The 13,879-nt window shown below is 43.3% G+C and carries 9 protein-coding genes; 6 read left to right on the top strand and 3 right to left on the bottom strand.

What is annotated here, in order from left to right:
• Nucleotides 1-12: 12 nt before the first annotated feature.
• The 5 genes from B158_RS0111265 to B158_RS0111245 all read left to right on the top strand — a co-directional run bounded on the left by B158_RS0111265 (nucleotide 13) and on the right by B158_RS0111245 (nucleotide 2,981).
• A complete protein-coding gene (locus tag B158_RS0111265; RefSeq protein WP_018625484.1) occupies nucleotides 13-342 on the top strand; it encodes a hypothetical protein in 330 nt (109 codons plus the stop codon).
• A 70-nt stretch (nucleotides 343-412) separates the two neighbouring features.
• Nucleotides 413-775, top strand: coding sequence for a hypothetical protein (locus B158_RS0111260; RefSeq protein ID WP_018625483.1), 363 nt, complete (start codon nucleotides 413-415; stop codon nucleotides 773-775).
• Between the two features lie 103 nt (nucleotides 776-878).
• Nucleotides 879-1,265, top strand: coding sequence for a hypothetical protein (locus B158_RS0111255; RefSeq protein ID WP_018625482.1), 387 nt, complete (start codon nucleotides 879-881; stop codon nucleotides 1,263-1,265).
• A gap of 142 nt (nucleotides 1,266-1,407) precedes the next feature.
• Complete coding sequence (locus tag B158_RS13110) at nucleotides 1,408-2,310, top strand: hypothetical protein (protein WP_018625481.1); 903 nt, start codon at nucleotides 1,408-1,410, stop codon at nucleotides 2,308-2,310.
• Nucleotides 2,311-2,372: 62 nt separating this feature from the next.
• Nucleotides 2,373-2,981, top strand: coding sequence for a DUF1294 domain-containing protein (locus B158_RS0111245; protein WP_018625480.1), 609 nt, complete (start codon nucleotides 2,373-2,375; stop codon nucleotides 2,979-2,981).
• Between the two features lie 358 nt (nucleotides 2,982-3,339).
• Here the strand turns inward: B158_RS0111245 and purL are convergent, their stop codons facing one another.
• Entirely contained in the window at nucleotides 3,340-7,236 is a 3,897-nt protein-coding gene (purL, locus tag B158_RS0111240; RefSeq protein ID WP_018625479.1) for a phosphoribosylformylglycinamidine synthase, read from the bottom strand.
• Nucleotides 7,237-7,403: 167 nt separating this feature from the next.
• Here purL and mltF point away from each other — a divergent pair, with 167 nt between their 5' ends.
• On the top strand, nucleotides 7,404-8,921 hold the full coding sequence (mltF, locus tag B158_RS0111235) for a membrane-bound lytic murein transglycosylase MltF (protein WP_018625478.1): 1,518 nt from the start codon (nucleotides 7,404-7,406) through the stop codon (nucleotides 8,919-8,921).
• Nucleotides 8,922-8,973: 52 nt separating this feature from the next.
• On the opposite strand, the gene B158_RS0111230 is transcribed toward mltF, so the two are convergent.
• Nucleotides 8,974-10,737, bottom strand: a complete 1,764-nt coding sequence (locus tag B158_RS0111230; protein ID WP_018625477.1) for a GspE/PulE family protein — start codon at nucleotides 10,735-10,737, stop codon at nucleotides 8,974-8,976.
• A gap of 142 nt (nucleotides 10,738-10,879) precedes the next feature.
• Nucleotides 10,880-13,768, bottom strand: coding sequence for a TonB-dependent receptor domain-containing protein (locus B158_RS0111225; protein WP_018625476.1), 2,889 nt, complete (start codon nucleotides 13,766-13,768; stop codon nucleotides 10,880-10,882).
• Between the last annotated feature and the right edge of the window lie 111 nt (nucleotides 13,769-13,879).

The raw sequence follows: 13,879 nt of genomic DNA, 5'->3' as shown, positions 1-13,879 counted from the left end.
GAACTAACCACCATGGACACCTTAATCAGTCTACTCATCGTCGTACTACTTTTAGTCTTACCACTAAAATTCGCCGCCAAATTTATCGGCGCCAAAAACACAGGCTTCTTCTCCTGTTTGTTCGCCCTGATTGTATCAGCGCTCTTTCAATATGGTTTTAATCAAGTATTCCCTGGTTTAGACCAAACCTATGGCTGGATTGTTACCGTTCCAGTAGCCGCCCTAGCCTACATGCTGGTACTCGGCACGACCTTCTTGAAAGCTGTTCTAATTGCAATCGTTCAAGTTATATTGATGGTATTACTGACAGCATTGGTGGCGGGTTTGTTGGCAGGAATTTAACATTTCGTCACTCACAAAATTCCGCAGCTCTATATTTCATAATTATTAAACCATTATTTAAGGGATAGAAATGGCTCCGCTTATCATTGCAGCCTTATATGGCTTGATGTTTCTAGTAATAAAGCTAGTGACATCTATTGAATTTAATAACGAAATCAGATTAATTATTAACATAGTGGTCGGCATTGGCGCACTTGTGTTACCTATTGTCATATACTCATTTATAGACTTTAAATTAACACAGCGAGCAATCAACTTTGTCGGACAAAGTTGGTGTAAAGAGCAAAATGTAGAGTTCAAAAAGGTAGAGATGCATAAAAATCATTTCGCCCTTATTTACCTGCAAGATAATAAGAAAATGCGCAAAAAATTTAGAGTTCGTTTTGTTCCAACAACATGGTTTGTTAAATCCGTAGAGTGGTTGGAGAAATAATTAATCACAAGTGTTGAGCTCAGTATTTGAAATTTTTTATTTGGTACATCACCAAGCACCCTACATTTAACTCAACTTGTAATAGTGGTGTTTTGAAAATAGAATGTTAAAATTTGATTCAAATATAATAACTATGAATACAACAAAGTTTCTTCTAATACTCACGTTCCTTTTTGGTAGTTTAAGCGTACACTCTTTAACTGCAGGAGATAACGTCGCTAGAGTGAGTGTTCTCTCTTCAGGAGAGTTATTACTCAATGGTGAGCCGTCTGATATATCACTTATTGAATCTGCATTTAGAGTTCTTAAAAAGAGTAATGGTACGGTTTATTATTACAGGGAAAGCCCAAACTCTGCAAAAGCACCTGATGGAGCAATACAGGTAATTGATTTGGTCATCAAATATAATTTACCAATCACCTTTTTTACAGAACCTGATTTCTCGGATGATTTCAATCCGGAAAATCATTATCAACCAACCATGAGATAAATTTGCAAATAGCAATACTAAAATGGATATGAATGTAGCTTTGGTTGAGATAATTGCATCGAGTTTACAGTGATATTAAAAGAAACTTGATTTACCCTTCAAAATTGAATAAAACAACATTTTTAACAAGTATTATAAAACTATGGAATGGCTTACCAAACACTATCAAAAGCATAACAAGCACACCTACCCCGACTGGCTAGAGGTTATGACATACGTCGAAAAAGCTTACCCAGAAGAACAAATTGATGCTGTCTGGGATGACATCATTCATCATTGGACTGATACATTAAATGACGAATTCGGACCAACTTATCGAAAAGTAGAAACTGATAATTTCATCATAATTACTGATTTTAATGATGATGAGCTTAAAGAATATATAAGCTGTTGCGAAGATAGCTTAAGAAAAATTCTTTCCAGCTTGAGAAATATAGCTTACAAATACGAAAAGGAAAAACTAGTTGCCATCATTGCTGCGTCCCAAGATGACTACTATAGATACACCTCACACTTTTACCCAGACGGAGAGTTCAGCCTTAGCTCGGGCATGTTTATTGGAGGAGGTGCAGGACATTTTATATTTACACACGTTAATCATCATACAAACTTCCCAGTAGTAAGTCATGAAATGACACATGCACTAGTCAGCCATCTAGCACTACCCAAATGGATTAATGAGGGGCTGGCAACTAACATAGAAGATATGATGTGGGGTAGCTGTCCTCTCATAATGGATCAGGAGATTGCTTATAAACATGCTAACTTTTGGAATAAAGATACCATACAAGAGTTCTGGAATGGACACTCATTCTCAAGACCCGATGAAGGCTCTGAACTTAGTTATAACCTTGCACAATTTTTAATAAGAAAGCTTGCCAGGTCTTATGACGCATTCACTAACTTCTGCAATGAAGCCTCTTTTGAAGATGGTGGAGAAAAATCCTTGGTTGAGAATTTTGGAGTAAGCCCACAGGAGTTGATTGAACCCATGATGGGAGAAGGCAACTGGGCACCTAAGCCTGAACTTTGGGACAAGGATTAAGCGAACCACTATGATGGTTTAACTTAAACAGTCTAGTTCATTACCCAATGTCAGGAACTAATATGAGAACAAAAGGAAAAATCACTACTTGGGATGATAGCAAAGGCTATGGATTTATAACTCCTCTACAAGGAGGAGAAAGAGTTTTCATCCATATCTCAGCCTTTGCAAATAGAAATCGCAGGCCACAGACGAACGAAATTGTTACCTATCAATTATCTCAAGATAACAAGGGGCGTGTATGTGCTACGAAAGCGCGGCTGGCCGGTGACAGCTTACCTAAACGGTCTCAGTCAAAAACAAATCATATAAGGGTTACAGTTGCGATTATTGCCTTTGGGTTTGTCGCTCTATCATTCCTAGCTGGTAAAATACCACTATCGATTTTGACGCTATATGTCATAACTAGTTTAATTACCTTTTTGATTTATTGTAAAGATAAGAGCGCAGCTAAAAATAAAGCTTGGCGTACATCGGAACAATCACTTCATTTTTTATCGTTGCTTGGAGGATGGCCCGGAGCATTGATTGCGCAAGAAAAACTTCGGCATAAAACAAATAAAAAAGCATTTAAAGCTATTTTTTGGATAACCGTTTTTATTAACAGTATTGCTTACATAGTATTTTTGAATAAAGATATAGTCCTTCCCTATATTCAAAGCATTTTATAAAAGCATATCTATGGTTAATAACCAAGTAACTTCGAAAAGACTGTACTTGAGTAGAGGTTTCAATTTATCGGTGCGTCACAACGCACCCTACGTCCCTTAATATATTCACGCCATCTCTAGGCGGTCCAAAGACAATTTTACTTAAAACTTATTTCAATCAGGAGAAAACTAAGATTTTTTACCTAAAACAAGGCTTGCAGCTTTTTAGCTCGCGGAGTGGACTAGTTGTCCTCACCGTAAAATTAGAATTTTTCTTCCTAGACGCGGCGTATCAAGATTTTAAGAGGGGAGTTCACGCTTTTGTGAATGACCTGATTAAAATCTTGATACAACAAAGTATAGGGAGAAAAAGGCAATTTTACCCTATGTGCTTACGGGCGTTATAGAACATCCGCTGCCAAGCTCCATCCTCTCTCCACTCATCCGGTCTCCATGAATTCTGCACCGTACGCGCTACGCGTTCTGGGTGCGGCATCATGATGGTGACGCGGCCATCGGTTGTGGTGAGGCCGGTAATACCAAATGGTGAGCCGTTTGGATTGGCTGGATAGGTATCTGCGATGTTGCCGTAGTTGTTGATGTAGCGTGCTGTGACTAAACCTGATTCGTTGACTTGGTTTGCCAGTTGTTCAGATTTAAATTCTGCACGACCTTCACCGTGTGATACGGCGATTGGTAGGCGTGAGCCTTCCATACCGGTCATGAATAGTGACGGTGATTTTGCCACTTCAACCATGGCAAAACGTGCTTCGAATTGCGCTGACTGGTTGCGCACGAAGTGTGGCCAGTGGTCTGCGCCCGGAATCAATTCTTTGAGGTTTGACATCATCTGACAACCGTTACAGATACCCAAACTGAAGGTATCCTGGCGATTGAAGAAGGCTTCGAATTCATCACGCGCTCTTGAGTTGAAGAGAATCGATTTTGCCCAGCCTTCACCTGCACCCAGTACGTCACCGTATGAGAAACCACCACAGGCAACTGCGCCAGTGAAGTCCTGTAGACTCACGCGTCCTGACAGGATGTCGCTCATGTGAACGTCAATACATTCAAAGCCTGCTTTGGTGAATGCGGCCGCCATTTCTAGCTGGCTGTTAACACCCTGCTCTCTTAACACTGCGACACGCGGACGTGCGCCAGAAGCGATCAGTGGCTTGGCGATGTTTTCATCAACATTATAGGTCGCTACTGGCTTGATGCCTGGGTTATCCAGATCAAGCTTAGTGTCGAATTCCTGTTGCGCGCATTCTGGGTTATCACGCATGGCCTGCATGCGATAGGTTAATTCAGACCATATGGCGCGTAAGTCTTTCATGTCACGAGAGATAACGTCGTTACCGTCTTTGGTAACGCTGAATGTTTTAGTTTCTGCAGGCTCACCGATAAAGTGTGCAAAGTCATTGACCTTGTGCTCTGCAAGAATGGCTTCTACTTGCTCGCGCTTATCAGCGGGAACCTGTAGTACAGCACCCAGTTCTTCGTTGAATAGAATTTCTTCGGCTGTGCCATTAAGCTCTGACAAGTCCACGCTCACACCACAGTTTCCAGCGAAGCCCATTTCAATCAAGGTTGTTAACAAACCACCATCTGAACGGTCATGGTAGGCATGAACCAGATCGTTATGATTGAGTGCTTGAACAGCGTTAAAGAAATTACGTAGATCATCGCTTGAATCAACGTTGGCTGGCTCTGTACCAAGTAATTTATAGACTTGAGTGAAGGCTGTTGCGCCAAGACGGTTTTTACCGCGACCTAAATCTAATAGCAACAGCTCAGTTGCCTCTTTGTCCATACGTAGTTGAGGCGTCAAACTCTTGCGTACATCCGTTACCGGTGCAAAAGCAGTGATAATCAATGAAAGCGGTGCAGTCACACTCTTCTTTTCACCGTTGTCTTCCCAGACGGTTTTCATCGACATTGAGTCTTTACCTACCGGAATGGTGATGCCCAGTTCAGGACAAAGCTGCATGCCAACCGCTTCAACGGCTTTATAAAGATTCACATCTTCGCCTGGAGCGCCAGCAGCGGCCATCCAGTTTGCCGAAAGACGAATCTTTTTGATGTCGTCAATCTTGGCAGCGGCAATATTGGTAACCGCTTCACCAACCGCCATACGCGCGGAAGCTGCACTATCAAGCAATGCTGCTGGGGTGCGTTCACCCATCGCCATAGCTTCGCCTGTGTAGCTATTATGAGTCGAAGTAGTTACTGCACAGTCAGCCACCGGAACCTGCCAGGGGCCAACCATTTGATCACGCGACACCATACCGCCAACGGTACGATCGCCAATGGTGATAAGGAAGGTTTTATCCGCAACCGCAGGCAATGCCAAAATACGGTCAACGGCTTCGTTGATATCATCAACTTGAGGAAGAGCTGTTGACGGTGCTGCCAATGTAGCCGCTTCACGATGCATCTTTGGTGGCTTACCGAACAGAATATCCATTGGTAAATCCACAGGTTTGTTACCGAAGTGTTGGTCATTTAGTTCAAGGTGCAACTCTTCTGTTGCTTCACCAACCACTGCAAATGGACAACGCTCACGACCACAAATTTCTTCGAACTTTGCCAAGCTGTCAGGAGAAACCGCTAATACATAACGCTCCTGCGCTTCATTGCACCAGATTTCTACAGGTGCCATACCTTTTTCAGCATTCGGTACACGGCGTAGTTCAAACTTGCCGCCACGCTCACCGTCATGCACTAACTCTGGAATCGCGTTAGAAAGACCACCAGCACCAACGTCATGAATAAATTCAATTGGGTTTTTCTCACCCATTGCCCAGCAACGGTCGATCACTTCCTGACAACGACGCTCCATTTCCGGGTTATCACGCTGCACTGAAGCAAAATCCAAATCTTCTTGACTGGAGCCCGAGGCCATCGATGATGCTGCACCACCGCCCAGACCAATCAACATCGCTGGACCACCAAGCACAATCACTTTGTAACCCGGTTTAATTTCTTTCTTTTCAACATGCTGCTCACGGATGTTACCCATACCGCCGGCAATCATGATTGGCTTATGATAGCCACGCACTTCCTTTCCATACTCAAAATCAAACTCTTCTTCAAAAGTACGGAAATAACCGTTCACTGCCGGACGACCAAACTCGTTATTGAAGCTGGCGCCACCGATTGGACCTTCAAGCATAATATCCAACGCAGTGACGATACGCTCAGGTTTACCATAATCCGTTTCCCAAGGCTGGATATAACCGGGCACTTTCAAGTTTGAAACCGTAAAGCCAGTCAGGCCAACCTTCGGTTTGCCGCCAATACCGGTTGCGCCTTCATCACGAATTTCACCACCGGAGCCAGTCGAAGCGCCGGGATAAGGCGAAATACAGGTTGGGTGATTGTGGGTTTCGACCTTACATAAAACATGTACCGGCTCTAAATGATATTGATATTCATGAGTTTCTGCGTTGGCGAAGAAACGATGTGCGGTAAAACCTTCAAAAACCGCCGCGTTATCCTTATAAGCTGACAGTACACCTTCAGAGTTAACCTGATAGGTGTTTTTGATCATCTTGAACAATGACATTTCTTTCTCGATGCCATCGATAGTCCAGGATGCGTTAAAAATCTTGTGGCGGCAGTGTTCAGAGTTTGCCTGGGCAAACATCATCAGCTCGACGTCTGATGGATTACGCCCCAGCTTGATGAAGCTTTCGACCAAATAATCAATTTCGTCTTCGGCTAAAGCCAAGCCAATTTCGCTGTTAGCTTTAACTAAAGCTTCACGGCCACCACCTAGAATATCGACATGAGCCAGTGGCTTGGGCTGGTGCTGTTCAAATAAGACTTCGGCCTGACTGTGCTCGGTAAATACCGACTGAGTCATGCGGTCATGGATAAGAGGCTTTAACTGTTCTATCACATCAGCATCCAGTTCAGCGCCATCTTTGGTCTTGAAATAGACCGCAACTGCACGCTCGATACGCTCAATTTTGTCCAGACTACAGTTTTGCGCGATGTTGGTCGCTTTAGATGACCAGGGAGAAATGGTGCCTGGGCGAGGAACCACAATCAGGCGCTGTCCAGAGTGCTCACTGGCAGGTCGACTTGGGCCGTATTCCAATAATCGTTCAAGAATTTTCAATTCTTCATCTGTCAATTCGCTATTGGTGTCGACGTAATGTACGTATTCACCATAAATATCAATAACTTGTGAGCTAATTGCAGAAGACTCTTTGAGTAAATGTGCTTTTTGAAAATTAGAAAAGGCAGGGTTACCGCGTAATATGAGCATACCAATCTCGACTGTAAATCTGGAGGAATTGCGAAAGAGCGCAAATTTTACTCTAAATGGCTGTTATTGATAAGTCCCAAAGGGAAAATTGAATGCTTTAATTTGCACTTTTTGGCTCATTGCCGTCATAATGTTGGCAAACAACCGCTGAGATTATAATTTCCTAAATGAATCAAGGCCTTACAATTAAGTTACTCGGTTTAGCGCTAGTTATCGTGTCTGCTTTGTTTCTGACAAGCTGTTCCGAAGAACCCAAAAACCAGCTGGAACGCGTTCAGCAGCAGGGTTACATCAAAGTTTATACTCGCATATCTCCCACCACTATGTATGTCGGTGAAGAGGGTTTCAGTGGCTTTGAATATGATCTGGTAAAGTTATTCGCGGATGAGCTTGGCGTACGCGTTCAAATCGTTACCGAAAATGATATTGCCAAGATTTTGCGTGAAGTTTCCAGTGGTCGAGCTGATTTTGCCGCCGCTGGTTTAACGGTTACCCAGCAGCGTGAAGAATTTCTCCGCTTTGGCCCTCCTTATCAGGAAATCACCAGCAAGCTTGTTTACAAGCAAGGCAATGATCGTCCTCGCGACTTCAGTCAGGTTGATAAAAACCTGACCGTCGTCGCCAATAGTTCACACTCAGAGGAACTATTGAAAGCGCAAAAAGATTACCCCAACTTAAGCTGGACTGAGCGTTCTGATTTAACGCCTCAGGACTTACTGGATGGTGTATTGGACGGTACATTCGATTACACCATAGTGGACTCTAATGAACTTCAATTAGCGCGCCAGGTACAACCAGAGCTGGCCGTAGCTTTTAGCATAACTGAACCTGAACCATTGGCCTGGGCCTTCCCTAAGGACTCAGACAATAGCTTATATATCAAAGCAATTGAGTTTTTCTCAAAAATACGTGGCGACGGAACTCTGGCTTATTTAACAGAACGTTACTATGGTCACTTGTCGAAGTTCGACTATGTTGGCAACCGAGAGTTTCTCCGAGCCATAGAAGACAAACTGGATAAATATCGTCCCTATTTCTATGAAGCAGCTGCGAATGACCTGGACTGGCGTTTATTGGCAGCTATGGGCTATCAAGAATCTCACTGGGAGCCTCACGCCCGCTCTCCAACCGGTGTACGCGGTTTAATGATGCTAACCCTCAATACCGCTAAACAACTTGGTGTCAAAAATCGTCTGGATGCCGAGCAGAGCATTTTGGGTGGAGCCGATTACCTCCGTCTGGTGAAAGAAAAAATACCTGATCGCATTGAAGAGCCGGATCGTACCTGGTTTGCACTGGCTGCATATAATGTTGGGTACGGTCACCTTGAAGATGCACGTCGCCTGGCTGAAGGGGATGGGGCCAATCCTGATAAATGGCTGGATGTAAAAGAATACCTGCCTCTGCTGCGGCAGAAAAAATGGTATTCCAGAACCCGCTATGGATATGCTCGAGGTGATGAGCCAGTTAAATACGTGAACAATATCCGCATGTACTATCAGGTACTTAAACAAGTCGCTGAACCTAAAGCAGGTGGTTCGGAGCTGGTAGACCCTGAAACAGAATCAATGCAGGAAGATGAAGACATTGGAGACCATCGTCAGGATGGAGAAAATGTAGTGGGTACTGATGAAGCTATTGCTGAAACGGAAAGCGACAAACCTGAAGATGACACAGAAAAATAAAAGGCTGATACCTGCATCAGCCTTTCTAATCTAATCAGTATCCAGTCAAAAGCTACTTGGTATCTCTAGGAGCTACTCTTAAAACCTCGTCAATGGTTGTCAAACCCGCAGCCACCTTGTAGGCGCCACTAACTCTTAACAAGTTCATACCATCCTCAATACCCTGTTTTCGTAATTGACGAATTTGAGCCCCTTCATACACCAATGTTTTAAGATCGTCGGTAACCTTTAATAACTCATAAATGCCCTGCCGACCCTGATAGCCGGTATGACGACAACGATCACAGCCAACGGGATGAAATATTTTTTCCGGCATTGGTACTTTTTGGTTTTCTCCTACCATTGCTTTCCACGCCAATGGATCGGTTGAGACTTCTTCTTTGCAATATTTACACAATGTACGAACGAGGCGCTGCGCCATCACCCCGAGCATGGTTGCATTTAACAAATAGGGCTCAACGCCAATTTCGATCAGACGAGTCATCGCTGAAGGAGCATCATTCGTGTGCAGAGTTGAAATTACAAGGTGTCCGGTCAAAGCAGCCTGCACCGCCATTTGGGCTGTTTCTTTATCACGGATCTCACCAATCATAATGATGTCGGGATCCTGACGAAGCAAAGCTCTAACACCCGCCGCAAAGTCCAAATCAATATCATGATGAACCTGCATCTGGTTAAGATTCGGATCGACCATTTCAATAGGATCTTCAATGGTACAGATATTAACTTCAGGTGTGGCCAGCAGTTTAAGAGATGTATACAGGGTTGTTGTTTTACCTGACCCTGTTGGCCCTGTGAGCAGAACAATTCCTGTTGGCTGGCTGATCAAATCTCGCCAGGTTGCTTCTGTTTCTGCTTCTAGGCCAAGCTCATCAAAATTACGCGTCAGCACAGTAGGATCAAAAATCCGCCCGACAAATTTTTCGCCAAACGCAGTTGGTAAGGTCGATAAGCGTAACTCAATTTCTGAACCATCAGGGCTTTTGGTTTTTACGCGGCCATCCAGAGGCTTGCGACGCTCGGCAAGATCCATGCGCCCCAGAATTTTTAGCCGTGAAATTACAGCATGAGTTATCGATATAGGTAGTTCATAAACCTTATGTAGAACACCATCAATACGGAAACGTATTCTACCTACTTCTCGTCTCGGCTCTATATGAATATCGCTGGCCCGCTCCTTAAATGCATACTGCAATAACCAATCAACAATCTGGACAATGTGCTGGTCATTAGCATCAGCCTCTTCAGCCCCTTTTAATTCGATCAACTGCTCAAGGTTAGTTACCGTATTATCCTTCTGCAGCTTTATATCGTTGGCTCCTTTTACGGAAGCTGAAAGTAAATAGAACTCTTTCTGATAGCGCTTAATAAGCGCAGGATTACCCATCACAGGCATAATCTTCATGCGCAAAACCTGCTCAAGGCTTTCACGCCAAGACAAGTCTTCAGGATACATCACTGCGACTTTGACAACCTCGGCATCCTTATCAACATGAATAACCAGAATGTTATGTCGCTGCGCATACGCCAGAGACATCACTCTGGTTACACCATCCACATCGATCTTTAGGGGATCAATTTTTTCATAGGGTAATTTGTAGAGCTTGGCTACAAACTGGGTGAGCAGCTCCTCATCAATGATGCTTCGGTGATCGTCATGACGGGTTAAGGAAAGATCGGCAACTTGCTCGATAGGATGCAGTTTAGGATTCACTTGTCGTAAGTGAATTCTGGACGCCTGAAATTGCTCCTCGGAAATCCAGTTTGCTTTTTTTAGTAAGTCCAATAATTGAAACGAGGATAAAGTTGAGGACATGATGCCATTAGTAATTGCTGTAGAATGACCTCAGATTAAACCAAACCGCCTAATATTCCAATGTTCAACTTCATCAAGACAAAAAAATGGGGCCGAAGCCCCATTCCCTACGGTCTTATTAACTAGACCATTGCGAGCCTAATTAAAATTTCATCTTCACAGATAAATAACTGAAGCTTCCTTCAGGGTCATATACAGATGGATCATAACCATTCAGAGAACAGCTATAACATGCTGGTGGATTAGCATTGAAAGCATTATTAATACCGAATGTTAACTCCATATCTACTCCATCCACTTCTGGGAAGTAGCTTACTTGGATATCACTGTAAGTGGTTGCATCCAACTTATTAGTCGATAATGACTCATCAGCAGTGTTTGGATTCGAACACAAACCTAAAGCCGTTAAGCTATCAGGTGTACCATCAAGGAAGTCACTGCAAGACTCGGTCAAGCTGTCAACGTGGCGAACGGTCCAGTTTACTGCCCAGTCTTCTAGAGCCCAACCTATATTCATGGACGACTTCCACTCTGGGATACCGGTATTATTTTGCTCCTTACCAACTAACTCTCGCCCATCCTCTACATATTCATTTACGAAGGTATTGCTCCAGTTAACTGATAGTCTACCCCAGTCATATTGAGGACTAGCATAACTAAAAGTGATATCGTAACCTGATGTATCAATTGTTCCAATATTAACCAGTCTGTTATCAATCGAACTAATTGTGCCTCCAGCGGTACGAGTAATATCATCACAATAAGATGAAGTCGGATTGGCTACACATTGGTCAATTTTAAATTGAGCATCTTCAGGTTCAATAGCATCTCTGACTTCATGCGAGTAATAGGTGCCCTTGATGTCAAAGCTGTTCATCCAGTCAATATTATTTACCCAAGCTGGGCTGTATACAAAGCCAAACATACTACTATCAGATTTTTCAGCGTCTAAATCAGGATTACCACCCGTAATAACTGAGACCTGTTGATTGATCTGCTGGTAGGTATCTGGAACCCCGAGAGTCTGACAGTTAAATTCATATTGAGTACCTAGATAATTACTACAGCGATCCGTAAGTGGTTCATCAAAACGTGAATCGCTAACAAATAGCTCACCTATACTAGGTGCTCGGAAACCCTCTGATTGAGACGCACGAAGCACTAGCTCATCAGTGACACGCCATAGCAAACCAAATTTAGTTGTAGTCTCGGAACCGAAAGTACTGTAATCAGAGTTTCGTGCAGCCATAGTAAGCGTTAACTCTTCTGCTGCAGCCATATCCTTCAATAATGGAACCTTAAACTCGGCGTAATATTCGTCTACATCATAAGAACCACTCGTAGGTGTCGATGGAACGCCGTTACTATTACCCGCTACAACGATCGCGTCAGGCTGATAAAAACCGCTATACTCACGTGTCTCTACACCTGCCGCAAAAGCAAAGTAACCCGCAGGCATCTCAAATAAGTCACCAGAAATATTCGCAGAAAGAGTATCAATAACGTTTTCGCTCTGATCAGTCATTACCGGCTGAATATAATCCAACATTTCTTGTGTGATCGTGCCAGAACCATCACCTTGTCCGCCAAAGATATTCAGCGGTACACAGCCCTCTAGCGCCTGGCAGTCAGCCAATGGTCCTAATGCATTTTTAATATGTCTGATATTATAGCTACCATAAGTGGTCTGTTTAGCTTCATTCTTACCGTGGGTGTAGTTAATGTCCCAGAAATAACTGTTATTTCCCGCAGCAAAATCACCGTTCAAGCCAAAACCTACATAGACCGTATCTACATTTTGTTTGAAAACACGAGGACCACCTTCCAACGGACGACGACCGATAAAAATCAAATTGTTCTCATCCAGAGTAAAACCAAATGGATTGTATGGATTAGTCTCATGAATACTAACGGTATCCGCCAATCCACCAGTACCCGCATCAGGTCCTAGGAACAATGGCTCTGGCGCAGCTCGATTTACAGATTCCCGATTGTTGAACAATGCCTTAGTATAAAAATTAACATTGTCTGATAATTGGTAATCAGCCTGTCCAAAAATCGATGTGCGCTTACTTGGAGTTACATAGAGGTTGTATGCGGCAAAGTTAAATCGATCATTGTTGGTAAATACGTGAAAATCATCATTAGGCCCACCAGGATTGCTTAAATCATAGGTAGGAATGCCAGTAACACCATTATTAATCGTTAGGTCATTAACTTGGTCATTAGGATCTATAAATACAAAACGACCTTGTGGTGTACCTGAACTACCACGTGTCAATCCAGTATTTGGCACAGGAACAGCAGAAAGCTCTCGCTCTAAAGAGTCAACAGCTTCTTGATCGAAGTGACTTAGACTAAAGAATACCCGATGTTTGTCACCACTTGCGCCAAACGCTAAATCAAATTGAGAAGTCTCTCCATCACCTTCATCAAACATACCGTGGTATGCATTAAACTCCATACCTTCGAAGTCTTTACGTGTGATGATATTTACAACGCCAGCAATTGCGTCAGAACCATAAATCGATGAAGCACCATCTTCCAAAATTTCAATACGATCAATGATGCTGATAGGAATAGTATTCAAGTCCACTGAATTTGAAACACCTGAACCAGAGGAGCCATTGACCCAACGAATACCATCTACCAGAACAAGCGTGCGCTTGGCTTTTAGATGTCTCAGTGAAACTTGTGCTGCGCCAGCTCCAACACCACCGCCGTCTGGTGGAAATCCGAAGTTACCGCTACTATTAAATCTGGTATTTAGTGCTGAACCTGCAGTTGGTAAGCGCGCTAGAATATCGCCTACGGATTTAGCGCCTGTATTTTCTAGGTAATCACGCCCCAGAACCGTTACTGGATTAGCACCTTCAGCTTGTGCCTGACGAATACGAGAACCTGTAACAACAATGCTCTCCGCTTCTTCCTCTTCTGCCGCCAAAACAGCATTATTAAAGCTCACCGCAGAAAGTACTGCAGTGGCTATCATCAGCTTTTTGACAGGCGGGAAAATAGATTTTTTATCCATTTTAAACCCCGTTATTGTTAGTTTATGTTTAGTTATATTTCAGCTATAGGACGGTTAGCCTTCTAAAGGCAAACCGCGAATTGTTATAGCTTAAAACTTAACCAATAACAA

Source organism: Kangiella aquimarina DSM 16071, assembly GCF_000374105.1.
Classification (GTDB): Bacteria; Pseudomonadota; Gammaproteobacteria; order Enterobacterales; family Kangiellaceae; genus Kangiella; species Kangiella aquimarina.
Note: the sequence above shows the minus strand (reverse complement) of the source record. Positions and strands in the feature narration are given on the sequence as shown.